Origin of the sequence: Aneurinibacillus danicus, from assembly GCF_007991215.1 — a bacterium.
Classification (GTDB): domain Bacteria; phylum Bacillota; class Bacilli; order Aneurinibacillales; family Aneurinibacillaceae; genus Aneurinibacillus; species Aneurinibacillus danicus.
Genome location: NZ_BJXX01000013.1, coordinates 79,967 through 103,716, shown reverse-complemented (window position 1 = coordinate 103,716; position 23,750 = coordinate 79,967). Strand labels below are relative to the sequence as shown.

At 47.1% G+C, this 23,750-nt stretch carries 22 protein-coding genes; 16 read left to right on the top strand and 6 right to left on the bottom strand.

Features of this window, described 5'->3' with window-relative positions:
• Nucleotides 1-112: 112 nt before the first annotated feature.
• The gene (locus ADA01nite_RS01330; protein WP_146808090.1) at nucleotides 113-817 is read left to right on the top strand and encodes a DUF4879 domain-containing protein; all 705 of its coding nucleotides are present in this window, start codon (nucleotides 113-115) and stop codon (nucleotides 815-817) included.
• A gap of 157 nt (nucleotides 818-974) precedes the next feature.
• On the opposite strand, the gene ADA01nite_RS01325 is transcribed toward ADA01nite_RS01330, so the two are convergent.
• On the bottom strand, nucleotides 975-2,444 hold the full coding sequence (locus ADA01nite_RS01325; RefSeq protein WP_146808089.1) for an aminotransferase class I/II-fold pyridoxal phosphate-dependent enzyme: 1,470 nt from the start codon (nucleotides 2,442-2,444) through the stop codon (nucleotides 975-977).
• A 232-nt stretch (nucleotides 2,445-2,676) separates the two neighbouring features.
• Between ADA01nite_RS01325 and ADA01nite_RS01320 the strand changes: the two genes are divergently transcribed.
• The gene (locus ADA01nite_RS01320) at nucleotides 2,677-3,654 is read left to right on the top strand and encodes an NAD(P)H-dependent flavin oxidoreductase (RefSeq protein WP_146808088.1); all 978 of its coding nucleotides are present in this window, start codon (nucleotides 2,677-2,679) and stop codon (nucleotides 3,652-3,654) included.
• 66 nt (nucleotides 3,655-3,720) lie between these two features.
• Here ADA01nite_RS01320 and ADA01nite_RS01315 read toward each other — a convergent pair whose 3' ends face one another.
• Nucleotides 3,721-4,347, bottom strand: a complete 627-nt coding sequence (locus ADA01nite_RS01315) for a YktB family protein (protein ID WP_146808087.1) — start codon at nucleotides 4,345-4,347, stop codon at nucleotides 3,721-3,723.
• A 188-nt stretch (nucleotides 4,348-4,535) separates the two neighbouring features.
• On the opposite strand from ADA01nite_RS01315, the gene ADA01nite_RS01310 reads away from it, so the two are divergent.
• Nucleotides 4,536-5,135, top strand: a complete 600-nt coding sequence (locus ADA01nite_RS01310; RefSeq protein ID WP_146808086.1) for a YkzI domain-containing protein — start codon at nucleotides 4,536-4,538, stop codon at nucleotides 5,133-5,135.
• Nucleotides 5,136-5,260: 125 nt separating this feature from the next.
• Complete coding sequence (locus ADA01nite_RS01305) at nucleotides 5,261-6,760, top strand: leucyl aminopeptidase (RefSeq protein ID WP_146808085.1); 1,500 nt, start codon at nucleotides 5,261-5,263, stop codon at nucleotides 6,758-6,760.
• 23 nt (nucleotides 6,761-6,783) lie between these two features.
• Here the strand turns inward: ADA01nite_RS01305 and ADA01nite_RS01300 are convergent, their stop codons facing one another.
• Both ADA01nite_RS01300 and ADA01nite_RS01295 read right to left on the bottom strand, forming a co-directional pair.
• A complete protein-coding gene (locus ADA01nite_RS01300; protein ID WP_146808084.1) occupies nucleotides 6,784-7,194 on the bottom strand; it encodes a hypothetical protein in 411 nt (136 codons plus the stop codon).
• Entirely contained in the window at nucleotides 7,181-7,705 is a 525-nt protein-coding gene (locus ADA01nite_RS01295; RefSeq protein WP_146808083.1) for a hypothetical protein, read from the bottom strand. The genes ADA01nite_RS01300 and ADA01nite_RS01295 overlap by 14 nt, the downstream gene beginning before the upstream one ends.
• A 215-nt stretch (nucleotides 7,706-7,920) precedes the next feature.
• On the opposite strand from ADA01nite_RS01295, the gene ADA01nite_RS01290 reads away from it, so the two are divergent.
• The 5 genes from ADA01nite_RS01290 (at nucleotide 7,921) to ADA01nite_RS01270 (ending at nucleotide 13,775) form a co-directional block, all read left to right on the top strand.
• Nucleotides 7,921-9,318: an NAD(P)-dependent oxidoreductase gene (locus ADA01nite_RS01290; protein ID WP_146808082.1), complete on the top strand. Its 1,398-nt coding sequence runs from the start codon at nucleotides 7,921-7,923 to the stop codon at nucleotides 9,316-9,318.
• A gap of 33 nt (nucleotides 9,319-9,351) precedes the next feature.
• Complete coding sequence (gene preA / locus ADA01nite_RS01285) at nucleotides 9,352-10,611, top strand: NAD-dependent dihydropyrimidine dehydrogenase subunit PreA (RefSeq protein WP_146808081.1); 1,260 nt, start codon at nucleotides 9,352-9,354, stop codon at nucleotides 10,609-10,611.
• Between the two features lie 17 nt (nucleotides 10,612-10,628).
• Complete coding sequence (gene hydA / locus ADA01nite_RS01280) at nucleotides 10,629-12,014, top strand: dihydropyrimidinase (protein ID WP_146808080.1); 1,386 nt, start codon at nucleotides 10,629-10,631, stop codon at nucleotides 12,012-12,014.
• 37 nt (nucleotides 12,015-12,051) lie between these two features.
• Nucleotides 12,052-12,939, top strand: coding sequence for a nitrilase-related carbon-nitrogen hydrolase (locus ADA01nite_RS01275; RefSeq protein WP_146808079.1), 888 nt, complete (start codon nucleotides 12,052-12,054; stop codon nucleotides 12,937-12,939).
• 245 nt (nucleotides 12,940-13,184) lie between these two features.
• Nucleotides 13,185-13,775 carry a hypothetical protein gene (locus tag ADA01nite_RS01270; RefSeq protein WP_146808078.1) on the top strand — a complete coding sequence of 197 codons (591 nt, stop codon included), beginning with the start codon at nucleotides 13,185-13,187 and terminating at the stop codon, nucleotides 13,773-13,775.
• A 57-nt stretch (nucleotides 13,776-13,832) separates the two neighbouring features.
• Here ADA01nite_RS01270 and ADA01nite_RS01265 read toward each other — a convergent pair whose 3' ends face one another.
• Complete coding sequence (locus ADA01nite_RS01265) at nucleotides 13,833-15,359, bottom strand: NCS1 family nucleobase:cation symporter-1 (RefSeq protein WP_146808077.1); 1,527 nt, start codon at nucleotides 15,357-15,359, stop codon at nucleotides 13,833-13,835.
• A gap of 229 nt (nucleotides 15,360-15,588) precedes the next feature.
• On the bottom strand, nucleotides 15,589-17,229 hold the full coding sequence (locus ADA01nite_RS01260; protein WP_170230065.1) for a PucR family transcriptional regulator: 1,641 nt from the start codon (nucleotides 17,227-17,229) through the stop codon (nucleotides 15,589-15,591).
• 139 nt (nucleotides 17,230-17,368) lie between these two features.
• On the opposite strand from ADA01nite_RS01260, the gene ADA01nite_RS01255 reads away from it, so the two are divergent.
• The 7 genes from ADA01nite_RS01255 to ADA01nite_RS01225 all read left to right on the top strand — a co-directional run bounded on the left by ADA01nite_RS01255 (nucleotide 17,369) and on the right by ADA01nite_RS01225 (nucleotide 23,745).
• Nucleotides 17,369-18,880, top strand: coding sequence for a CoA-acylating methylmalonate-semialdehyde dehydrogenase (locus tag ADA01nite_RS01255; protein ID WP_146808075.1), 1,512 nt, complete (start codon nucleotides 17,369-17,371; stop codon nucleotides 18,878-18,880).
• Nucleotides 18,881-18,909: 29 nt separating this feature from the next.
• Entirely contained in the window at nucleotides 18,910-20,304 is a 1,395-nt protein-coding gene (locus tag ADA01nite_RS01250) for an aspartate aminotransferase family protein (RefSeq protein ID WP_146808074.1), read from the top strand.
• A gap of 43 nt (nucleotides 20,305-20,347) precedes the next feature.
• Nucleotides 20,348-21,601: a M20 family metallo-hydrolase gene (locus tag ADA01nite_RS01245; RefSeq protein ID WP_146808141.1), complete on the top strand. Its 1,254-nt coding sequence runs from the start codon at nucleotides 20,348-20,350 to the stop codon at nucleotides 21,599-21,601.
• A gap of 139 nt (nucleotides 21,602-21,740) precedes the next feature.
• Nucleotides 21,741-22,247: a DUF4446 family protein gene (locus tag ADA01nite_RS01240; RefSeq protein WP_170230063.1), complete on the top strand. Its 507-nt coding sequence runs from the start codon at nucleotides 21,741-21,743 to the stop codon at nucleotides 22,245-22,247.
• A 184-nt stretch (nucleotides 22,248-22,431) separates the two neighbouring features.
• Nucleotides 22,432-22,833: an adenosylmethionine decarboxylase gene (gene speD, locus ADA01nite_RS01235; RefSeq protein ID WP_146808072.1), complete on the top strand. Its 402-nt coding sequence runs from the start codon at nucleotides 22,432-22,434 to the stop codon at nucleotides 22,831-22,833.
• Nucleotides 22,834-23,069: 236 nt separating this feature from the next.
• Nucleotides 23,070-23,324 (top strand): YlaH-like family protein, encoded by a 255-nt coding sequence (locus ADA01nite_RS01230; protein ID WP_146808071.1) that lies wholly within the window; start codon nucleotides 23,070-23,072, stop codon nucleotides 23,322-23,324.
• A 4-nt stretch (nucleotides 23,325-23,328) separates the two neighbouring features.
• Nucleotides 23,329-23,745 carry a hypothetical protein gene (locus ADA01nite_RS01225; protein WP_146808070.1) on the top strand — a complete coding sequence of 139 codons (417 nt, stop codon included), beginning with the start codon at nucleotides 23,329-23,331 and terminating at the stop codon, nucleotides 23,743-23,745.
• The last annotated feature ends 5 nt before the right edge of the window (nucleotides 23,746-23,750 follow it).

Below are 23,750 nucleotides of genomic sequence, written 5' to 3'. Positions count from 1 at the left end.
ATACCTCCTTCCCTTAACTGTTTTTCTTACCATTAATAACATCGGATAAATCCAAGTGAATTTTTCGTATTCTTTGGATTTTTTTACTTAAATTTCTAAAAAATGTTATATAATGGTTTTTGTAATCCGTATTAAACCATTTTGGGGGAGGACAAAAAATGAAGAAAAAGTTCAAGCTTTCCATTCTTGCAACTTTAATGTGTTTCAGTATCTCTGGTATTGCCCAAGCTGCTACAAAAATAGAAAAAAAGATAACGCCGATAAGGAACTATCGATAATTGAATGTTTTGAAAAAGATGCAAAGAAGAAATATCCGAACTTGGACATTAAACAGGTAACGCCGGAGGAATCAACTAAAATCAAGGAAGAAATGCGTGCAAAAGCTGAAAAAGAAGTCAGAAAAGAAGTGCAGCCATCTGCTGTTAGTGCATTTGGCTCTGCACCGCCTGTTACAGCTCTATACATTAATCAAATTGCATGGGACGAGCCGAACGGCCATAAGTATATTTATGGCGACTTAACAGCTCCTGCTGTAACAGGATACACTGAAATTGGTGTTGTAGAAGAAGGGTTTGGTTCAGATACTCAATGGTTAGGTAATGAACAAATTACATATGGCAATCCAGACTACTCTTGGAATCAATATTCCATTGATTATGAAGGCGACCGTATTGTAGATGGATTCTTTCATGTAATAGGATTTAATTCCGATTTGAAAATCCCAAGTAAGCAAACGGTTCAATATCGTTTTGAATCGACTTCATACAACTATCCATGGAATACAGCGAAAACTTGGATTAATATTCCACATCAATAGATAGCACTTTAAATGTTATATCTATAAATCGTAAAGGCTGTACTTTTATATAGGAAGGGTACAGCCTTTGTGTTTTTATCCCAATTGTTCGATTTCGTTGTTTTGATGAAATAGTACAGGGGCTGTTTCACCTGCTTATGAAACAGCCCCTGTCTCCTTATTTAATCGCTTGTGTACGTTTGATAACTTTGATGGTTTGAAGCGATTCGTCCTCAGGACCTTGAACCGGGAGACCGGCTTCGATGTTTTTAAGAATGTAGTCAATATTGTCCTGCGTCATGACTTCACCTGGAAGCACAATTGGGATTCCAGGAGGATAGACCATGATGAATTCGGCCATAATTCGGCCTGCTGCTTCGCGAATCGGGATAATCTCAGTCTCCGAATAGAAGGCCTCGCGTGGCGAAAGTGAGAGCGCCGGAATTTTTGGCAGATGAACGGTCAGGGGCTTCATCGAATCCTTGCCCATCTGGATGCGGGCCAACTCACGAAGCGCCTGTACAAGGGTCGTCACTGTCAGAATCGAGTCGCCCGGCGTGATAATACACAGAATGTTGTATAAATCGCTCAGCTCGACTTCAATATTGTATTTTTCGCGCAGCCATACTTCCACCTGATGGCCGGTAAGTCCGATGCCGCGTACACGGATAATGAGCTTGGATAAATCCATATCATACGTGGCGGGGCTGCCGAGAATCTCTTTGCCTACACAGCGAAGGCCGGGGATATCGTTAATCTCATCCCGGGCGTATGCGGCCAGCTCCAGTACCTTGTCCATCATTTCTTTGCCGTGCTCTACCAGTTCGCGGCGTGCCGCATCCAGAGATGCCAGCAACAGATACGAAGTCGATGTGGTCGTCAGCATGCTGATAACCGATTTTACGCGATTGGCTGAGACCAGACCTTCACGCACATTCAGAACGGAGCTTTGTGTCATGGAGCCGCCCAGTTTGTGTACGCTGGTTGCTGCCATATCGGCACCGGCCTGCATCGCGGATAGCGGCATATCGTCATGGAAGTGAATGTGAACACCATGCGCTTCATCGACGAGTACCGGAATACCATACTCATGCACCAAATCCACAATTTCCTTCAAATTGGCGGCAACGCCGAAGTAAGTCGGATTGATGACAAGAACCGCTTTAGCGGTGGGATGCTGCTCCAGTGCCTTGCGTACTGATTCTGTCGTAACACCGTGTGCAATGCCTAAGTCAGGGTCCATAACCGGATGCACGAAAACCGGAATCGCACCGGCAAAGATAATTCCCGAAAGAATCGATTTATGCACGTTGCGGGGGACGATAATCTTCTCGCCCGGTCCTACAACAGACATAATCATTGTCATAATGGCTCCGCTCGTTCCCTGAACGGAGAAAAACGTATAATCGGCGCCGAAAGCTTCTGCAGCCAATTCCTGCGCTTCTTTAATTATGCCTTTTGGATGGTGCAGATCATCGAGCGGGGCGATATTGATTAAGTCGATAGACAGCGCATTCTGCCCGATAAAATCGCGGAACTCTGGAAGCATCCCGCTTCCTTTTTTGTGACCCGGGATGTGAAACTGAATCGGATTTCGCCGGGCGTGTTCCAACAGCCCCGTAAACAGGGGCGTTTTTGATTGGTCCATAAGAGCATTCCCCATTTCTGTATGTGGTGCCGCCTGCTGCGGTGCGATACATCATTACAAACATATTGAGTATATCAAAATGTCTTTCCGATTTAAATCATTCTCTTCCGGCAGAAACAAATTCTTGCGTATTTCTTAAATTTCTACTGTTCATAAAATTTAAAAAGGATTTTTATACAGGGAGCGCGAATAAACACTATAGGCTTATGAACAAAGGAGAGGGAGAGAATACATGAAAACGCGTGTAACCGAAATTTTTGGCATTCAATATCCAATCGTTCAGGGCGGCCTGGCTTACCTGGCGTATGCGGAGCTGGCCGCAGCCGTCTCCAATGCCGGAGGGTTAGGGCAGATTACCGCAATGACGCTCGGTACGCCGGAGAAAGTGAGAGAAGAAATCCGCAAAGTCCGCACATTGACCGACAAGCCGTTCGGCGTTAATTTTGCCATTGGACAGCACGGTCGGCCGTATGAAGAACTGCTGGAAGTGGCTATTGAAGAGAAGGTGCCTGCCATCTCCATCACCGGCGGTAATCCGAAACCGATTTTCGAGAGAATTAAAGGGGAAAATATCCGTACGCTCGTTCTGGTAGCCGGTGTAAGGCAAGCGCAAAAAGCGGAAGAGCTGGGTGCGGATGCGGTTATGGCAGTGGGACAGGAAGGAGGCGGCCATCTGGGACGAGAAGACATCGGCACGATGGTATTGATTCCGCGCGTGGTCGAGTCTGTTTCAATTCCGGTGCTGGCGAGCGGTGGCATCGGTAACGGACGCGGCTTATTAGCAGCGCTTGCACTTGGCGCTGAAGGTATCGAGATGGGAACCCGCTTCATTGCCACTCAAGAATGCGTACATGCAAGCGAAGCGTACAAGCAGGCGATTCTTGCCGGCAAAGAGACGGACACAGTCATCATTAAGCGTACGCTGGGAGCGCCAGGCCGCGTCTTGAAGACGGCTCACGCATTGAACATTATTGAGCGGGAGAAGGAAGGCGCGACATATGATGACTTGAAGGATATGATTAGCGGAAGAGCGAATCGGGAGTATATCTATAATGGCAGCGAAGCGACGGGGTACGGCTGGGCCGGTCAGGTCATTGGCCTGATTAATGATGTGCCAACAGTGCAAAAGCTGTTTGATGAGATGATTGCACAGGCGGAAGAAGAACGCAAACGGTTGGATGCGATTTTCGGCGCCAGGGTGCGCGGATAAGAGAGAAGGGTTGGGAGACGCATTCCCAACTCTTTTTTCCCTCCATTTGTAAGCAAGTTTTTCTTATTATGTCAGAGAAAGCCGATACAGCGGCAGCAGTGTTTCAATTGTACTCTTTGCACTATGTAAAAATTCGTTTCCGTCCTTAAGTATCGGATCGCCCGCCTTTATATGACGTCCAACAAGAAATTCAGCTTTTTTAACGTTACGGAAGCGATCAAGCATCCCTTCAAACTCTTTGCTGCTTACATCGCTTACCGCAACCGCCTCTTTTTTTGTATGGTCAAGCGAAATAACAAAGTCCTTCGGAATGAGCGCTTTTACACTGTCGATATTATCGATAAACTTTTGGGCAATCTCCTTTTTATATGGGAGTTCGTAAATGAACGCCAACCATATGAAAACGTGATCGTCAAAAAGTCCAACTTGAAAATGAGGGTGTGCTTTGTATCCGCGTTTGTTATGAGAAATGGCAAGCCACGAATCTTTCGGAGGGTTCACGGTGCGCCGCGCATGTTTGGCGATATGCAGAAACATTTCGTTTCCTAATGATAATGCAATGTCGTTCTTTAATTCTTCACCGATCGCTCTAAACTTCGGTTGAATCCGTTCCCGAATCGCTGCCATGCGAGCATCAAGGCCCTCGATTGTAAATATAGCAAAATCCTCTTGAGTAAAGCCGTCAAAATTCATAAGTACACATCCTTTCCTGCCAGCGTTTTGCATAGGAGCGGCCAAACTGTTCTCATCGTACCATATGCAGCATAAGATGTTAACAACCCGTATTAACAATAAAAACAAGTTGCTTTTATGCAGAATTTACGATATAATAACTTTAATAAAAATAATATTCTAAAAATTCCGTGAACGGAGGGGTGGCAATGCACGCGTTTGAACAAATTGAGTATAGCGATGTAGCTTTATGGTTTAATGAGAAACAGGTACAGGAACTGGTCGCACTACTCGTCGAAGCGGGCATGAGAGTCGCCTGGAAAGAAACAAAGAAATATTTTACCCTCTCCGTCGAGGCGGAACATGAAACACACTGGCTTACCTTCCGTAGAATCGGCGCGCGCTATCGCTTGCGCGACCGCCATTACAATATAGCCGACCCGCGGTTCGAGAAAGTTCTACAGCATTTCATTGAACAGGCGAAGGGGCACGCGATCGTTAAAGTATTTTCTGGCGGACAATTGGTTGTTCAGAAAATCCGTTACGGGGAGGCCGAACAAATTATCAAAATTTCCGGCGCCTCCAAAGAAGTCATATTTGAAAAGGAGTGCTCTGTTTCTATGGAAGAAGTGATGGCAGCGTTTCGCCGCCGCGACGCTGAAGAACGGATTCCGGTATTGACACTTGAGATTGACTACGAGCTTGCCGTACTGCACGAAGCAATGGATGCGGGAGATGCAGAGACCATTGCCAGATGTAAAGAGAAGCTTGCCGTGCTGCAGCAAGAAATGATTATGCTGGAAGTGTAGCAGAAAGCAGGAAACCGCTTTCCATTTGGAGAATATGTTAAGCATACTTCACTCGAAGTATGCTTTTTTACGTTTTGGTTGTCGCATACTAACAGGGAGTACATTTTGACTTGCGGAGGTAGACCATGAAAGTAAAAATCTCAACGGAAACGATTTCTTCCATTGCAGCCGATTGTCTCATCGTCACATACTGTGAAGATCAGGATACGGTGAAAGGATACGCAAAAACCGTCGATACAGCCCTTGAACACCGCATTTCACAGCTTATTGCGGAAAAAGAAATCCGGGGAACCTTCGGAGAAGTCACCCTACTGCACAACTGGGGTAAAATTCCCGCCAAGCGTACGATTGTGCTTGGGTTAGGCAAAGAAAAAGAGCTGACGGTCGCTAAAGTACGCGATGCTATCGGTATTGCCGCCCGCTATGCACAAAAACGTGGCATCAAAAACATAACGTTTGGCGTCTCGAACTATTACGTAGAAAAACGATTTTGGAATCCGGTCGATATTGTTCAGGGTGTCGTAGAAGGTGTGGAGCTTGGCACCTATACATTCGCGGGCTATAAAAAGCGCGACGAACAGCCTTCCAAAATCGAAGAATTTATTCTGGTCGTTAGTGATGATCTTGAACAAAGCGCCATTCAGGCCGGTCTCGAGCGGGCCGATGTGGCCGCGTACGCAACCAATCTCGCGCGCGATCTGGTCAATGAGCCGGGCAACAAGATGACGCCGGCTATTCTGGCGGAGCGGGCGCGCGAAGTGGCGCATCGCCGTAATATGGAAGTGAAAGTGTTAAACAAAGCGGAGCTTGAAGAGCTTGGGATGGGTGCGCTGCTAAGCGTAGGTCAGGCGAGCGCCAATGAGCCGAAGATGATCGTGATGAAATATAACGGCGCATCCGATAGCAAAGAGGTGCTGGGATACGTTGGAAAAGGAATTACGTTTGATACTGGAGGCATCCAGGTGAAGCCAGACGAAAATATGGGAGAGATGAAAACGGACATGGCCGGGGCGGCCGCCGTTATCGCCGCGATGGACGGTATCGGTGCGCTACAGCCACATGTTAACGTAATCGCCGTAATCCCGACGTGTGAAAACATGATTTCTGGCAATAACTTAAAACCGGCTGATGTCATTACTTCCTTCTCCGGAAAAACGATCGAGGTGGTACATACGGACGCGGAAGGACGCCTTATTCTGGCTGACGGCGTAGCGTATGCAAAGCATCTCGGCGCGACCAAGCTCGTCGATGTGGCGACGCTTACAGGCTCTGTTATCTCCGCCCTCGGATACGCGGCTACCGGCGTCATTACGAATAACGAAGAGTGGCTCGAAGACGTGAAAGCAGCGGCGCGTATCGCAGGAGAGAGGGTATGGCAGCTGCCGAATTTCGAGGAGTACCAGGAATACATTAAGAGTGAAATCGCAGACCTGAAAAATGACGCCGGACGTCCGGCCGGCTGCATTCAGGGAGGAATCTTCATCGGGGCATTCGCCGAGGATACCCCGTGGGTTCACCTTGATATCGCAGGTACGGCCACGACAGACAAGGACAAAGGGCATAATCCGGCCGGCGCTACCGGCGTAGCGGTGCGTACGTTGATTCAACTTGCGATCCGTTTCTGAGGAAAATAAGAAAAAGAAGCGGCTTATCGGTCGCTTCTTTTTTGATGCGTATCGTTTTCTTTTTTGAACTGCTCCAGCCCTTTTTTGAATAGTTCCAATAAGACATCATGCTGCGTTTTACTTTTAACATAACTGCGGATTACGTTAATTTCCTTCACTAATTCGGCATCCAGATGCAAGTTTACGGTCTTTCCTTTTTCTTCATTCAGGATTTCGAAGCCATTTGCAAGCGGTTTGAGAATTCCGTTTACTTTTACTTCGCTTGTAAGGAGCGCTTTGTCGGGAATCGTTAATTTTTCCCCCTCAATCACGATGGTCCTGTTGTCTTCCGTAAATTTTAAATTAAATCCGTCTACTGACCCTTTATTTGCATCCCTTATTTTTCTTGCAATTAAGATATTTTCGTTTGTGTTTTTGATTTCAATACTCACCATCGTTTTCCGCACCTTTCAATTGCTTCTCGTCAATATTGTCGATTATCGTGTAATCCTGTAGCTGAATTTTGTATAAAAATTGTCCGTTTTCCATACGAACATCTATTACCACAGCGGAGAAGGAAGCGTTTTCTGTAGAGTACAGAACTTCATCCAATACATTGTAATAAGGAGCGATGTATCCCCTGTTATATAAAAAAGAAAGTACTGTTGATTTTCTATACAGATTTCGCTTTTTCCCCTGTTTGGTTTTTAAGGCCCAGAAATGTTCACGCTCGTCAATGACTTCGCCGAGATACCCTTCGTCCGTCCAGCGTTTAATGGTTGACATATTGATGAGTTTTCCGGAGCGGTTTTCTACATAATCGATAATTTCTTTGGAGGACATATATTGTTTTCGGCGTTCTTGTTGATTTTTGTACTCGGTTAATTTTTCTTCAAGTTCTGCAAGCAGGTTCTGTTTTTCTTTGATTTCTTGCTTAAGGTTTTCGATACGAACTTCTAAGTCCATTTTACGGTATCCTTTCGCAAATGCCGATATTCTGGAAACCCAATGGTATTCCCTCTTTATTTTATCAAAGATTGCCTTTCCCTCAACCTCATTTCCTGTTTACCGGATAATAATCTGAACACCTATTAAAATATTTATAAAAGCAATCAAAAATGTTGATAAATTATTTTTGGTATAATATTATTAATATAAAGTTCTGAATATTTAGCCAAAATATGAACTTATTTTACAAGGAGGAGAGCATATTGAATCATCACGCCTCTATTTCCACCGAGAAGCTCAAAAGAAACTTTCAGGAAGTTGTTCCCGGTTTGCGAGAGAAAGATGCAATGGATGAAGCCACTCGTTGTCTTTATTGTTATGATGCTCCTTGTATTAAAGCTTGTCCTACCGGTATTAATATTCCTTCTTTTATTAAAAAGATTGCCTCCGGAAATATGAAAGGTTCTGCCCGCGTCATTATGGAGGCAAACCCGGTAGGTGCAAGCTGCGCAAGAGTTTGTCCCACTTCGGAGCTCTGTGAGGGAGCCTGTGTGCTGAATCACGCTTCTTCTCCAATTATGATCGGTCAGCTCCAGCGCTATGCCACGGATTGGGCGATGAAGAATCGTGTGACATTATTCGAAAAGGGAGAAAGCAATGGAAAAACCGCAGCTGTAATTGGAGGTGGACCAGCTGGACTGTCTGCGGCCAGGGAGTTGGCCCGGCTAGGCTATAAGGTGACGATATACGAATCAAAAGCGCAAGCGGGAGGGCTGAATACGTACGGCATTGTGTCGTTCCGTTTGCCGCAGCAGGTTGCCCTGTGGGAAGTTGAACAGGTAGAGAAGCTTGGCGTTACCATTCTTACCAATATAACTGTAGGAAAAGATATTCAGGTAGATGAAATTGTGAATGAGTATGACTACATTGTGTTAGCCGTAGGCCTTGGCAAAGTGCCTTCCCTCGGAATTGAAGGAGAAGAATTGGATGGCGTATACGATGCCATTCAGCTTGTTGAAGATACGAAAACCAGGCCTCTCGAGACACTTTCAGTCGGCAAGAGAGTGGTCGTTATCGGTGCGGGAAACACCGCAATTGATGCGGCTACGTGTTCACGTCGTCTTGGAGCAGAAAGAGTAACCATGATGTATCGCCGGACAGAGAATGAAATGACAGCTTACGATTTCGAGTACGAGTTTGCCAAGCAGGAGGGTGTCGAGTTCAGGTGGCTTGTAACGCCTAAGCGCATTATTGGGGACGAGAACGGAAGGGTAAAGGCACTTGAATGCGTACGCATGGAGCTTGGCCAGCCTGATGAGTCGGGACGTCCGCGCCCGATAACAGTCGAAGGATCGGAGTTTACAGTTGAAGTTGACAGTGTAATTAAGGCGATTGGACAGAATAAGTTGCTTCCTCTTATTGAAGCGATAGGCCTTGAACATGTTCAAGGAGTGGTTAAAGTCAACGATAATCATCAGACATCCAATCCGAAAGTCTTTGCGGCCGGTGATTGCATTTTCGGTCTGGGAAACGCCGAAGCCATGGTGGTTGATGCGGCGGAGCAGGGCAAGAAGGCTGCGTACGGAATTCATAATGTGTATCTGTCTACAAAAAAAGAAGCCACGGCATAAAACTACATTTGATTAAAATCAGGGGGTATCTTTATGGCTGATTTACGGATTAACCTTGGAGGAATTCAGGCGCCGAACCCGTTCTGGCTCGCTTCGGCCCCGCCGACCAATACCGGCTACCAGGTTGAAAGAGCATTCGAGGCAGGGTGGGGTGGGGCGGTCTGGAAAACGCTCGGCGACCCGATTATCAACGTAACTTCCCGTTTTGCTGGTTTAAAGTACAACGGACAAACGATCGGATTTAATAATGTTGAATTAATTACCGACCGTCCGCTGGAAGTGAATCTGAAGGAAATGAAAGAGGTAAAAAGAAAGTTTCCGAATCATGCGCTCGTTGCTTCATTGATGATGGAACCAAACCGTGAAAGGTGGCATGAATTGGTCAAAGCGGTGGAAGACGTCGGGGTGGACGGACTGGAGCTGAATTTTGGGTGTCCGCACGGCATGGCTGAGCGCGGTATGGGTTCAGCAGTCGGCCAGCACCCGGAGTTGGTACAGTTGCAGACCGAATGGGTGAAGGAAGTGGCGCAAACCCCGGTCATCGTGAAGCTGACGCCGAACATTACGGACATTCGGTATACGGCACGGGCAGCCAAGCAGGGCGGGGCGGATGCTATTAGCATGATTAATACGATTAATAGTCTTATGGGGGTCGATATCGATACGTGGAATCCTATTCCGCATATTGATGGAAAGGGGGCGCATGGCGGATATTGCGGTCCTGCGGTTAAGCCGATTGCGCTGAATATGGTGGCAGAATGCGCCCGTGACCCGCAGGTTAACCTTCCGATTTCCGGTATTGGCGGTATTTCGAACTGGCGCGATGCCGTCGAATTCATGCTGATGGGTTCGTCGGGTATCCAGGTATGTACTGCCGCTATGCTGTATGGTTTCAGAATTGTTGAGGATATGATTGAAGGGCTGAACAATTATCTAGATGAACGGGGCATCGAATCAGTCATGGAGATCGTCGGAAAATCAGTGCCGCGCTATTCCGAATGGGGAAATCTAAACCTTAACTACAAAGTGGTGGCCCGTATTGATGAAGAATCCTGTATCAACTGCAATCGATGCCATATCGCTTGCGAAGATACATCTCACCAATGCATTGATATTATACAGGCGGAGGATGGCCGCGAAAAACTGACCGTGCGGGAAGAGGATTGTGTAGGATGCAACTTGTGTTCGATAGTCTGTCCGATCGAAGACTGTATTACGATGATAGAGATACCGAGTAATCAGCCGCCGCTTACATGGAGAGAGCACACAGCCTTAATGAATTCGGCGCAATAGAAAAGGGGGAGTAGCGAATGGCAAAAGTAATTAAAGGGGGAACTGTCGTTACCGGTTCGGACATTTATGAAGCAGATATTTTAATTAAGGGGGAAAAAGTTGTTTCGATCGCCAGCAATATCGAAACATATGGAGCCGAAATCATCGATGCGAAGGGATGCTATGTGTTTCCAGGAGGAGTTGATCCGCATACTCACTTAGATATGCCATTCGGTGGAACGGTAACGGCGGACGACTTTGAAACGGGGACGCGCGCCGCTGCTTTTGGCGGCACGACTACGATTATCGACTTTTGTTTGACGCAAAAAGGAAAACCGTTAAAAAATGCGGTGAATGCCTGGCATAAGAAAGCGGAACAAAAGGCCGTCATCGATTATGGCTTCCACCTTATGATTAGTGAAATGAACGATAATGTGCTAAGCGAACTGCCGGCCATTATTCAGGAAGAGGGGATTACTTCCTTAAAGCTGTTTATGGCCTATAAAAATGTATTTCAGGTCGATGACGGAACGCTTTTTCAAACGCTCACAAAAGCGAAGGAACTGGGTGCACTGGTACAGGTTCATGCGGAAAACGGGGATGTCATCGAGTTACTGGTGCAAAAAGCGCTGGAACAAGGGAATACGTCTCCTTATTACCATGCGGTAACCCGTCCACCGGAAGTGGAGGCGGAGGCGACGGGAAGAGCCATTGCGATGGCCGCGCTTGCCGATGCTCCGATTTATGTCGTACACGTATCGTGTGCGGCCGCAGCAAATAAAATCAAGGAGGCACGGGATCAAGGGCTAAAAGTGTGGGGGGAAACATGCCAGCAATATCTTGTCCTTGATGTGACAGACTTACAAAAGCCCGAATTCGAAGGCGCGAAATACGTCTGGTCGCCACCGCTCAGAGAGAAGTGGAATCAGGAAGAACTGTGGGCGGCTTTGCGCAACGGAAGTTTGCAGACGGTAGGTTCGGATCAGTGCTCTTTTAACTTCGAAGGCCAAAAGGATCTCGGAAAGCACGACTTTACCAAGATTCCGAACGGAGGGCCGCTTATTGAAGACCGTTTCTCCATTTTATATTCGGAAGGCGTGCACAAGGGAAGAATCGGATTAAATACCTTTGTAAACACGGTATCCACCAATGCCGCAAAATTGTTCGGTCTCTTTCCGAAGAAAGGAACGATTGCCGTGGGAAGCGATGCCGATATCGTTGTCTTTGACCCGAAGGTGGAACGTACGCTTTCCGCCTCTACCCACCATATGAATGTAGACTATAACCCTTTCGAAGGAATGAAAGTGGTAGGTGAGCCGGTCGTTGTCCTTTCCAGGGGAGAAATCATTGTCAAAGACAAACAGTTCCACGGTCAAAAGGGTAGAGGACAATACGTAAGCAGACAACAATTCAAGCAATATTAACGATATTCCATATCAGGCGATTCAAGGAGGGGTTATCATGTCTAAAGAGGTTGTCATCGGTCTGATTCAAGCGAGTCATGATGTACACGGGAATGAACCGGTGGAAGTGCATAAAGAAAAGGCGGTTGAGAAGCATCTGGCGCTTATTGATGAAGCGGTAGCCAAGGGAGCGCAAATCATCTGCTTGCAGGAGATTTTCTACGGGCCTTACTTTTGTGCCGAACAGACAACAAAATGGTATGCATCTGCAGAGCCTATTCCGGATGGGCCTACGACGAAGCTGTTTCAAGAAATCGCGAAGAAAAACGACGTGGTCATCGTACTGCCCATTTATGAAAAGGCGGCAGAAGGCGTCTATTACAATACAGCCGCCGTCATTGATGCCGATGGAAAGTACCTTGGGAAATATCGCAAGAAGCATATTCCCCATGTGGCGGCAGGTGAGGGGGGAACAGGCTTCTGGGAAAAATATTATTTTAAGCCGGGCAATGAAGATTATCCGGTATTTAACACGAAATACGCAAAAATCGGTATCTATATTTGCTATGATAGGCACTTCCCTGAAGGAGCTCGTCTCCTTGGATTAAATGGAGCGGAAGTTGTTTTTAACCCTTCCGCAACCGTAGCGGGCACATCGGAATATTTGTGGAGACTGGAGCAGCCCGCACATGCGGTTGCTAACGGATTTTATGTTGCGGCCATTAACCGCGTCGGTTTTGAAGCACCATGGAATATGGGAGAGTTCTACGGGCAGAGCTATCTGGTCAATCCGCGTGGGGAGTTTGTGGCAATGGGAAGCCGGGACAAAGATGAAGTAATTATCGGGATAATGGATCGCAATGTTATTCACCAGGTGCGAGATCAATGGCAATTTTACCGTGATAGGCGTCCGGAAACCTATACCAATCTTACCGCTCAAATATAATATAGAGGGACTAGAGGGAAGCGGTTTCCGCTTCCTTTTATTTATTTGAAAATAAAATAATTTCGTAAAATACTGAATTGAGATGAGGGGAATTTTGTGTTATAGTTTTTTCAGATTTTTTATAATTGTATAGTGGGAGCTTGTTTTGAGAGAGTTCATCATCTTCTGCGTAAAGAGAGATACAGACAGGTAGGAGGAATGAATGTGAGGTGTTCTTACTCTGATACGAAGGAGGAGAACAAGGAATGGAAGAACGTGTAGTTGCCTATAGGGGAATCTGTCTGTCGGAAGCTATGGAAGTCATTAGGAACCAGAGGTACTTTGCCGCAGAAGAAAGGAAGTTTTGTAATAACATTGAGATTAAGGCGGTATTCGGGCCGGGTGTATATCTCGTCAGCGATTATACGGTTGCTGCGGAGTACGCATATTGCCATGCGGAAGCAAATGGCGATAAAGGAAGTGTGGTCCGCCAGTTGCTTTGTCTGCAAAATCCGTTGTGGCTGGATGGTCATTTCGGCGAAAAGGAGGTACGAACCCTCGCGCTGGCATGGAAATATCCAGACGGAACGCCGGATGAGGAGATCTTGACGCAGGATAGCACCGAGCTAAACCGCCGGACCGGAAACGTAATCCGGGAGTATGTTATGGAACTTGGCCATGATGGAATTGTCTACAAAATCGACGATAACCTAACGTATTATATCGCTTATTGTCCGGATGAACAGATTAGTGCTGTACAATTAGATTTTGTTTACGAGATCGAAGAACTTCAGGCCTGTACGTTTTCTGATTTGCGGATTCGGTACCGGAGAGATGCCGAAGAAACGCAAGTCTAAGAATAAAAAGCCTCCCTGGACGCATTTCAGCGAACCGGGGAGGCTTTATGTTTCGTGTTATTTTACGACCGCTTCTGTGTTAGCGGCGGGAGAAGAAACAGAAGTTTCATTTGTAAATTGAGTAATGGCCTCGTATTCCTCTTTGCTTAGCACACTCTTGTCATTTCTCATGAGATACACATACGCGAAAATGGAAATGAACAGACCGAATGTCCATGCGTTCTCCCACATAAAACGAAGCGGAGGGATAAATAGTCCCAGAACGGGGATGGCAACCCCGATAAGGAGAGCGTACACGCCGTTCATATTGAAACCGGACGTATAATTATAGCGGCCGTCAGGCATGTACAGATCTTTCAGCGCCATTCGTCTGCGGCGCACGAGCCAGTAATCGGCAATGGCGATCCCGTCGATCGGCCCCAGAAGCGCTCCATATGTTCCAAGCCAGCCGAAGATGTAGTTGCCGAAGTTGGACATGATGTACCAGGGCTGCATTAAGATGGCGAATAAACCGGTAATGATAGCCCCCATGGCAAAGGTGATGCGCTTCGGATAGAGGTTTTCAATGGCGCGGGCCGGCGCTACTACATTGGCTCCTATGTTAATCGTGATAGAGGAGATAACAATGACCAGCGTTCCCAAAAAGATAATAAACGGAGGGAACTTGGCGAGCAAAAGAACCGGGTCCCAAATCGCTTCACCGAAAATCACCAGCGTAGTGGAAGTTACGGCAATGCCGATGAAAGAGAATAGGCCCATGGTAATGGGGAGCGAAAGACTCTGCGACACAATTTGCGCCCTTTGGCTTTTGGCGTAGCGGCAGAAATCCGGGATGTTTAACGCCATGGTGGCCCAAAAGGCGATGACGCCGGTCAAAGAAGGGAAAAAGTACGTTAAGAATTCGCCGGTGGAGGTAAACTTGGAGGGCGCGGACAGCATAGGTCCCCAGCCTCCCGCCGAAGTGAATGCCCAGATGAGCAGAATGATCGCCGAAACACCCAGAACGGGAGCGGCAATACTGCTTAGTATTTTAATCGCTTTCGGTCCTTTATAGGCGATTCCTATATTTAATAACCAGAATAAAGCAAACACGATGGCGGTATGAAAAGGAATCCCCTGCCAGAGGGAAAAGGAGGCGGATAATAACGTATCGATCGCTCCTGCTCCAATCCATACATTGATGCCAAACCATCCGGCAGCGACGATGGCCCTGGCCATTGCGGGAATATGCGCCCCTTTTGCACCGAACCAAAGCCGGGCAAATACGGGGTAAGGAATTCCGAACTTGGTCCCGGCATGAGAATTAAGCAGGATGGGGATGAGCACAATCACATTGCCGAGGAAAATGGTGAAGATTGCTTGATACCAGTTCATGCCGAGGCTAATCATTCCGCTCGCCATCGTATAGGTGGGGATACAGAGACACATGCCAATCCATAAAGCGGCGAAGTTAAATCCTCTCCATGAATGTTCTTCGGTCGTAGTGGGACGCAAGTCTTCGTTCCATAGCGGACTGTTTTTCATTTGCTGTGAGACTTCAGGGGGCAGCGTAACGATACCGTTTGTTTCGATTTGTGTTTTCATGATTCTCCTCCTTTACGGAATATATAAAGAAAGGCAAAAAGGAAATAGGGGAGAAGATATAGAGTGTTTGGATGGTTGATTCCTCCTTTCATATTTATAAAGCAATTAAAAATTAAGGATATATTTTTTTATTGCTTAAAAAATATATCCTTCAGGTTCGATTATAAGTATTCAGTTAGGCGTGGTCAACTAAATATTCTAAAAATTTAAACAAATAATGAGAGATAATCTACCCGTCTTTCTTTCTCAATAGGTCATAGAATAGTATGGCCGTTTCAATACACAGGCGTTTCTCCTGTGTTAAATAATCGTCGCCCAGCAGTTCCCGGCATTTTTCCAAACGATGGTATAGCGTTTGCCGGTGAATGAATAACTCCTGCGCCGCCGATTGCTTGGAGCCCATGTGCTTTAAATAAACGCGCAGCGTTTCGAACAATTGAGCGTTGTTGCTTTTATCGTAGTCTAACAGTGTTCCGATATGATTGGTGATAAAATCTTGAAGGAACACCTTGCTTGTGACTTTAGAAGCGATTTGGTACATGCCGAGGTCTTCATAGAAATAATGGCCAGAAATTGTTTGGTTTATCTTAAGTACCTCTTTCGCTTCTTCAAAACTTTCTTTTCCTTTTGTTATTTGTGCTTTTGCTTGACCGAATCCGATTGCCGCCTGTACGTCGCCTTCAAACATATGCAGCATTGCCTGTTCGAACTGTCCGATGAACTCCTTTACCCGTTCTTTCATTGAGTACCTGCCGGGCGGTTTCGTCGTCAGGCATAGCATATATAATTTTTTTTCTTCCAGCATGAGAAGTGCTTGCAGTTCCTGTTTTCGTAAAAGGGAGCGAACGAGTAACACGATATCCTGATATATCGATTCTACGCTTTCCCCTTCATAGCGGAGCGTGGCGTGATTTATGCTGGCGATGCCTGCCATACAAAGAAGCGAACCGGCAGGAGAAACGGGTATGCCGATTTGCTCCTGCGCTTGTTCTTCGTCGCTAATCGTGCCCTGCAGAAGATTGATAAGAAATCGTTTTTGTCCTTCCTGTCTTTTTTCTTCCAAAAACAGACGGCGCAGCAAGAAATTTGTTACAGATTTTACCGTATAGTCAAGAGACATCAATAATGATTCGGAGACTTTCTTTCCGCTGATTAATAGACCGATATAGGAAACGGTTTGTCCCAGGAAGGTGACGGGCTGGGAAAGGATGAAACGATGCGCATTCAATTGCAGCACGCCCGCCTGACGCGAAGAAAGGGGGGCCTTGGCCAACGCTTCCCGGTATAAGGTAACAATATCCTCAGCTTCCGACGGACTGCTGATTGGCGCAAATAAACTTTCACCGGAGGGGGAGTAATAGACAACCTGATGCGAAGTATGCCTGTGCAGAGCGGCAAGAATGGGCCTTATGCCCGCCACCTGCACTGTGAGCCGCTGCAGCTCCTGTGAGAAGGCGGTAAGATTCCGAAGGGTTTCCAGTTGATGGTTTACCAGAAGGGAATGAATCTCCTGGGTAATCTCGACAAAACGGATGCGCTTAGTAAAGACGATAAGAGGAAAGTCGTGCTGGTTTGCAATCGTCAGCATGTCCGGCGGAAGCTGCGAAAAGTAGTCGCCGAGTTCGATACACAGTCCGGCAACTCCGTGCTGGATTAATTCTTTTAGGTATTCTTCCCGTTCTTTTTCATTCGTTCCAACAAGCCCGAGACCTGTAGATAAGATTAAGTCATCCTTATTAATATATAGGCCGGCATTTTTGATATCGACAATGTGCACCCAGCCTATGTTACGTATTGTGCCGTTTTGCCCGGCAACAACTTTAGCATGTCTGAACAGTGGGCGCTTTAGCACTTCCGCGATGCTAATCATCACTTTCCGCTCCTTTCCCCGGATTGATTTTACACTTTGTATAACTACTCTGTATATTATCAGACAAAGTGTATAATGAAAATTTTCTGAATTATCATTAATATTAAATATAGCAATAAAAAAAGGAGTGAAAACAAAAATGAGTACACAGCAGGTAGAAACCTTCTTACTTAAAAATTTTATAAACGGGAGCTGGGTTGATGCCCGAACCGATCGATTTGAAGAAGTAATCAATCCTGCTACTGACGAAACCATTGCCAAAACTCCGCTTTCTTCGCGTGAGGATGTTGCACAGGCGGTGGCGGCTGCTAAAGCCGCATTTGAGGGATGGAGAGAGACCCCCATTACCGAGCGCAGCAAGCTGATGTTTAAGCTTCATGCCCTTTTGCTGGAACATCAAGAAGAATTAGCCGAGCTAATTACAAAAGAAAACGGAAAAACGTACCATGAGGCGTATGCGGAATTGCTTCGCGGTTTTGAGTCGGTTGAATTTGTCTGCGGTCTTCCGACGCTGATGATGGGAGACAATCTTTTGAACGTGTCCCGGGGCATCGATACGCAGATGGTGCGTTTTCCGCTTGGCGTAGTAGCGGGCATTACCCCGTTCAATTTTCCGGGAATGCTTCCGCTGTGGATGTTTCCGCTGGCAATTGCCTGCGGCAATACGTTTGTTTTAAAACCATCGGAGAAAACGCCGTTGAGTGCCGTGCGTATCGTGGAGCTGGCGCAAAAAGCAGGCGTGCCGGATGGTGTTATCAATATTGTGCATGGCGCGCATGATGCGGTGAACGGTCTGCTGGAACACACGGACGTCAAGGCGGTTTCTTTTATCGGCTCCCAGCCAGTGGCGGAATATATCTACAAAACGGCTTCGAAGCACGGCAAGCGCGTACAGGCACTGGCAGGCGCAAAAAATCACCATTTGGTTATGCCGGACGCAGATTTGGACAAGACAGCGGAAATTCTGGTAAATTCGGCATTCGGCTGTGCGGGCGAACGCTGCCTGGCCGCGAGTGTGGTGGTGGCCCATGAAGCGATCGCCGATAAACTGGCGAAGAAAATCGTTCAGTATTCCGACAGGCTGGTTATGGGGCCGGGAGAAGACCGCAGGAATGAGATGGGACCGGTCATTCGCCAAAGCCAATTGGAGCGAGCGCACAGCTACATTCAACAAGGAGAAGAGAGCGGAGCTAAACTTATCCGGGATGGCAGGGAGGAAGGGGCAAGAATTGGCAAAGGCTATTTTCTTGGACCGACCGTGTTCGATTATGCCCATCCGGATATGAGCATTATTAAGGATGAAATTTTCGCCCCGGTTCTTAGCATGGTGCGGGTTCAAAGCTTCGATGAAGGCATAGAAACGATAAGCAAATCCCGTTTTGGCAACGGGGCCTGCGTCTATACGAACAGCGGTGTATACGCAAGGGATTTTGTACAACGAGTGGAAGCGGGTATGGTCGGAGTCAACATCGGCTTACCGGCCCCGATGAGTTTTTTTCCGTTCTCCGGATGGAAAGATTCTTTCTACGGCGATTTGCATGCGAATGGAAAAGACGGGGTGGAATTCTATACCAAGAAAAAAGTAGTGACAACACGCTGGTATAAAGGGGATGAAAACTCAATCGGCCAGAAACGGGACTTTGTAAAATAAACGATAGACTAAAGAAAGGAAGGAGCAATATGGATAAAGAGCAGAACTCCGTACCTGCAGCCGGAACATGGAATAAAGAAGAACTGCTGGAAAAGGACCGGGAAAGGTTGTGGCATCATATCTCCCCCCACAATCCAAATCCGGTTATCGCGGTGGCGGGAGAAGGAAGTTGGATTACCGATATTGACGGAAACCGTTTCCTGGATGGCATGTCCGGTCTATGGTGCGTAAATGTAGGACACGGAAGGGAGGAAATTGCAGAAGCGGCTGCAGAGCAGATGAAGACGCTCGCATTTTTCCCGCTGAACCAAAGTCATGTTCCCGCTATCCGGTTGGCCGATAAAATCGTTGAATGGCTTGGGGGAGATTACCGCATTTTCTTCTCAAATTCCGGGTCTGACGCTAATGAAGTCGCCTTTAAAATCGCCCGCCAGTACCATAATCAAAACGGAGAACCGACGAGGCACAAATTCATCTCCCGACATCGGGCCTATCACGGAAATTCCATGGGTGCGCTCGGAGCTACAGGACAGGCGAACCGTAAAATTAAATATGAGCCGCTCGGAACAGGATTTCAGCATGTACCTCCACCGTATTGCTACCGCTGTCCGTTCGGCAAAGCGTACGGAGAATGCAGCATCGATTGCGCGCGAATCTACGAAGACGTCATCAACTGGGAAGGGGCGGAAACGATAGCCGGAGTTATTCTCGAACCCGTGATTACTGGAGGAGGCGTGATTGTACCGCCGCCGGAGTATTTATCCAAGGTGCGGGAGATTTGCGACAAATACGGTGTACTATTGATTGTTGATGAAGTCATTTGCGGATTCGGCCGCTCCGGAAAAAGGTTCGGCCACCAAAATTACGGCGTGGAGCCGGATATCGTCACGATGGCCAAGGGAATTACTAGCGCCTACTCACCGCTTTCTGCCACGGCTGTTCGGGCCGGATTGTATGAAAGCTTTAAGGAACAGGGGAAAGACAATCACTTCCGCCATGTGAATACCTTCGGCGGAAATCCGGTTTCCTGTGCTGTAGCATTGAAAAACATCGAGATTATTGAAGAAGAAAAACTGGTAGAGCGCGCGGAGTATTTAGGAATGCAATTGGAGCATAAGTTAAATGCGCTGCTGGAATGCCCCAATGTGGGCGATATTCGTACTTTCGGATTCATGGCCGGCATCGAAATGGTCGAGAGCAAACAGACAAAACAGCCGGCTGCGCCCGCAAAAGTCGCGCAGGTGCTGGCCGAATGCAAAAAAAGAGGGTTGATGATCGGAAAGAACAGTGATACCGTACCGCAATATGAAAATGTTCTGACTTTATCGCCGCCTTTCGTAACAACGGATAAGGAATTGGATTTCATTGTGGCAACTTTGAAAGAGGCGTTTGCGACGCTGTTGATAAAAAGCAGCACCGTATAGGTTGTTTCAGGCAATCAATATAGGGAAGCGGGGAAAAGAATTGATAAATATATGCAGCGAACGATTGGAGAAACGGATTAGCGAGCTGGCGAAAATTGGCCGGATCGAAGAAACGGGGGTTTGCCGGCTTGCGCTATCCAAAGAAGACAAACAAGCTGTGGAAGCCGTAAAGCAATGGATGATCGAAGCCGGGATGACCGCACATGTTGATCATTTTGGAAATCTCATCGGACGGCTGGAAGGGAAAAATCCTACCGCCCCTGTCCTTATGATCGGTTCACATATTGACTCTCAACCGTATGGAGGGCGGTTTGATGGAGTAATCGGAGTGCTGGGCGGCATTGAAGTGGTGCAGACGATGGTTGAAAATGGAATGATTCCCGATGTTCCGATTGAAGTAGTGGCATTTTGTGATGAAGAAGGGTGCCGCTTCAACAAAGGGCTGTTCGGTGTTCGGGGAATTCTTGGCAAGCTGGAGCCGGGAGAATTAGAGCGCAAAGATAAAAACGGGGTGACAAGAAGGCAAGCTCTTATGGAATTTGGCTGCGATCCCTCCCGCTTTCATGAATCGGAATATCCAGCGGGCAAAATCGGCGCATATCTGGAATTGCACATTGAACAGGGGCCGGTACTGGAAGCGCTCGATTCCCCTATTGGCATTGTAACCGGAATTTCCGGGCCGCTGTGGCTTACGGTGGAAATGGTGGGGTTCGCGGGACATGCGGGATCGGTCCCGATGCCGATGCGCCGGGATGCGCTGGTCGGCGCCGCCAAAGTGATTACCCGCTTACATGAAATCGCATCCCGTGATCCCGAGAACCCGACGGTTGGAACTGTAGGAAGCCTTCAGGTATTTCCGGATTCACGCAACATAATTCCGGAACGGGTTGTTTTTACGGTTGATTTGCGGGACATTAACATCGAGCGTCGTGACCGTTATGAGGCTGAATTAAGGCAGGCAATTGAAGAAATCGCCCGCGAACACGATTTAGCTTATACGATTCAGGAGGATACCAATAGCGAGCCTCGTTACTGCGCCGAATCGATAATGGAGATAATGCGTGCGGCATGCAGAGAAATAGGGGTTGACGCACCGGAGTTAATGAGCGGTCCGTTTCACGACGCGCTGGCCATGTCCTATGTATGTGACTACGGTATGATTTTCGTGCGCTGTAAGGAAGGCATAAGCCACAATCCGAAAGAATTCTCCACTTATGAAGATATTACCCTCGGAGTGGAGCTGCTGTATAAAACCGCGTTAAGAATGGCCGTTTCCGGCGTTATGCTTGACCGCTGACACTATTGTGTCGGCGTTTTTTTGTTGGTTAAAGTAGAACCAATTGCAAAAAAGCGTAACATCGTTATGGTCATGAGGGTTTTCCTGAGATAAAATAAATTCGTTATGGATTTATTGCAGTGAAAGGATGGGTACAACCTTGGAGGTATGGTTCACGAAAGAAATCGTCGCCGGCATCTTCGGTCTTCTTCTGATTCTGTTCCTTGTGCTGTTTATTTGGAACATTATCCTTAGCGTGAAATTCGGTCGACTAAAGAAGCGATTTAGACGGATGGCGCAGGGAACATCGAAAGATAACCTGGAACAAATGCTGGAGAAGCTGTTCGATCGGATGGAAGCTCTTGAAGCATCCCAGCAGGAAGTGGAACGCTTGACGGAAATCATGCATACAAAGGTGAGGGAGCAGAAAGGACGACTCGGCATCATTCGTTTCTCCGCCTTTGAGAACGAGGGCAGTGATTTGAGTTTCTCGCTTGCGCTGGTGGATGACAATCAAGATGGGATGGTAATGACGAGCATTTACGGTCGCCACGAATCCCGTGTATACGCCAAACCGGTAGAAAAGGGATCTTCATTGTACGCGCTATCGGAAGAAGAACGGCAAGCGCTTGCTATGGCGGTAAAAAATAACGTAAATCCCGAATAAAAAAAGTATTGCATGTTGGTCACATTCGTGTTATTTTATTTCTCGTTAAGTAAAGTTTATCTTAGATTAGGAACCAGGATTCACTTAAAGGGTGGGAATGTTCATCCCTCACTCGCCCCCGTGGTGAATGACGTAGGTCCTAGCGATGTTTACACTACTCATCCTAGGAAGGGGGAGCTGGAAGATGGAATACTCAACTTTCGGCAGACATGTGGCAATTGATGTTTGGGGAGTCGACTTCGGGCTTTTAAACAACGCGGATTTTCTGAAGAATCATATGGTGGAAGCGGCAGAAGCGTGCGGCGCAACCGTTCTGTCCGTGCAAGCAAAGCAATTTGAGCCACAAGGCGCTACCGTATTGGTTATGCTTTCAGAAAGCCATATCTCCATTCACACGTATCCTGAGCGAGGTTTTGCTGCCCTTGACTGCTACACATGCGGTGAGACGGTGGATCCGCAGATTGCCATTGATTACATGGTTTCCGTTTTGCAACCGGAAAAATACTATGCGAAGAAACTGATTCGCGGTGTAGGCGAGATGGAAGTCGCTACACCGGAAGTAAATCGCAATTATGTTCACGCGTAATAAAATTAAGCGGAAAGAGAGGCTAAGCGCCTCTCTTTTTTTCTGTGAAAATCGTGAGAAAAGAAGGAGGGAAAGAGGAAATGAGATCCGGGGAAGAAAAAGGCGTTCGCCTTTTTCCTCTTTAAATCGTACCTCTACTCTCTTGTTTCTGTATCCTGGCTATTTCTACAGTTGTTTTTTTCTGGGAATATGGGGTAAGATGAAACATATCTACACTACGTTATGGGAGATATGCGATGTATATAGAATTTATTCTGATTTTTTTATTAACGGCGGCGACATACGAACTCGGATTTGCGCAGAAGCTGCCTGTTTTTAAGAAAGCGGCGGCGTACGTACTGCTTTTAGTGGGGACTTTTCCGCTGGCGATTTTGAATGCGATGGGTTTGCCGATGATCCCGGCACTTTGTGTGGCCGTCGTCGTTCTGCTATTTGCCCGGCTGCGACGGAAAGATGTCAAATCGATGCGCGAAAAAGAACAGAAAGGGTGAGTGCATGTTGTGGCTGACACCGGTACGGCAAACCGAACATGGTTGGGTGTTACACGAAGAACGGATTGCTTACAAAGAATCAGAATTGGCTCCTGTATTAACCGCGCTGCGTGAAGTGCATCCTCGCTTGCTGCCTTTAGTGAAAGCGGCCATTCTGCCGGACGAACCGGAGGCAGAGGAAGAAGAAGCGCTTATTTGCGGTACAGCGGCCGATTTTGATCTTTCTGTGCCAGGCCATATTATATTTGACGGTATGCGATGGCGGCTGTCTCACTGCGGGGAAAGCTTTTTCCGTATGCTTCTTCCCAAAGATGAGGCAGTGAGGCTGTTATCATCTGTTGTCCAGGTTCAAGGAGATATTGTCGGGCAAATCACCGATTGGGTAAAACAAGGAATGTATGCAGTTGTCATAAAGGAATAATCATG

What these genes read in the sequence shown, in the direction of transcription:
- ADA01nite_RS01290 (WP_146808082.1), top strand. Translation starts at nt 7,921, where the DNA reads ATGAACTTATTTTACAAGGAGGAGAGCATATTGAATCATCACGCCTCT.
- ADA01nite_RS01230 (WP_146808071.1), top strand. Translation starts at nt 23,070, where the DNA reads ATGTATATAGAATTTATTCTGATTTTTTTATTAACGGCGGCGACATAC.
- ADA01nite_RS01325 (WP_146808089.1), bottom strand. Translation starts at nt 2,444, where the DNA reads ATGGACCAATCAAAAACGCCCCTGTTTACGGGGCTGTTGGAACACGCC.
- ADA01nite_RS01260 (WP_170230065.1), bottom strand. Translation starts at nt 17,229, where the DNA reads ATGATTAGCATCGCGGAAGTGCTAAAGCGCCCACTGTTCAGACATGCT.
- ADA01nite_RS01270 (WP_146808078.1), top strand. Translation starts at nt 13,185, where the DNA reads ATGGAAGAACGTGTAGTTGCCTATAGGGGAATCTGTCTGTCGGAAGCT.
- ADA01nite_RS01225 (WP_146808070.1), top strand. Translation starts at nt 23,329, where the DNA reads ATGTTGTGGCTGACACCGGTACGGCAAACCGAACATGGTTGGGTGTTA.
- ADA01nite_RS01265 (WP_146808077.1), bottom strand. Translation starts at nt 15,359, where the DNA reads ATGAAAACACAAATCGAAACAAACGGTATCGTTACGCTGCCCCCTGAA.
- speD (WP_146808072.1), top strand. Translation starts at nt 22,432, where the DNA reads ATGGAATACTCAACTTTCGGCAGACATGTGGCAATTGATGTTTGGGGA.
- ADA01nite_RS01305 (WP_146808085.1), top strand. Translation starts at nt 5,261, where the DNA reads ATGAAAGTAAAAATCTCAACGGAAACGATTTCTTCCATTGCAGCCGAT.
- ADA01nite_RS01275 (WP_146808079.1), top strand. Translation starts at nt 12,052, where the DNA reads ATGTCTAAAGAGGTTGTCATCGGTCTGATTCAAGCGAGTCATGATGTA.
- ADA01nite_RS01315 (WP_146808087.1), bottom strand. Translation starts at nt 4,347, where the DNA reads ATGAATTTTGACGGCTTTACTCAAGAGGATTTTGCTATATTTACAATC.
- ADA01nite_RS01255 (WP_146808075.1), top strand. Translation starts at nt 17,369, where the DNA reads ATGAGTACACAGCAGGTAGAAACCTTCTTACTTAAAAATTTTATAAAC.
- ADA01nite_RS01300 (WP_146808084.1), bottom strand. Translation starts at nt 7,194, where the DNA reads ATGGTGAGTATTGAAATCAAAAACACAAACGAAAATATCTTAATTGCA.
- ADA01nite_RS01295 (WP_146808083.1), bottom strand. Translation starts at nt 7,705, where the DNA reads ATGGACTTAGAAGTTCGTATCGAAAACCTTAAGCAAGAAATCAAAGAA.
- ADA01nite_RS01250 (WP_146808074.1), top strand. Translation starts at nt 18,910, where the DNA reads ATGGATAAAGAGCAGAACTCCGTACCTGCAGCCGGAACATGGAATAAA.
- ADA01nite_RS01320 (WP_146808088.1), top strand. Translation starts at nt 2,677, where the DNA reads ATGAAAACGCGTGTAACCGAAATTTTTGGCATTCAATATCCAATCGTT.
- preA (WP_146808081.1), top strand. Translation starts at nt 9,352, where the DNA reads ATGGCTGATTTACGGATTAACCTTGGAGGAATTCAGGCGCCGAACCCG.
- hydA (WP_146808080.1), top strand. Translation starts at nt 10,629, where the DNA reads ATGGCAAAAGTAATTAAAGGGGGAACTGTCGTTACCGGTTCGGACATT.
- ADA01nite_RS01330 (WP_146808090.1), top strand. Translation starts at nt 113, where the DNA reads ATGGTTTTTGTAATCCGTATTAAACCATTTTGGGGGAGGACAAAAAAT.
- ADA01nite_RS01310 (WP_146808086.1), top strand. Translation starts at nt 4,536, where the DNA reads ATGCACGCGTTTGAACAAATTGAGTATAGCGATGTAGCTTTATGGTTT.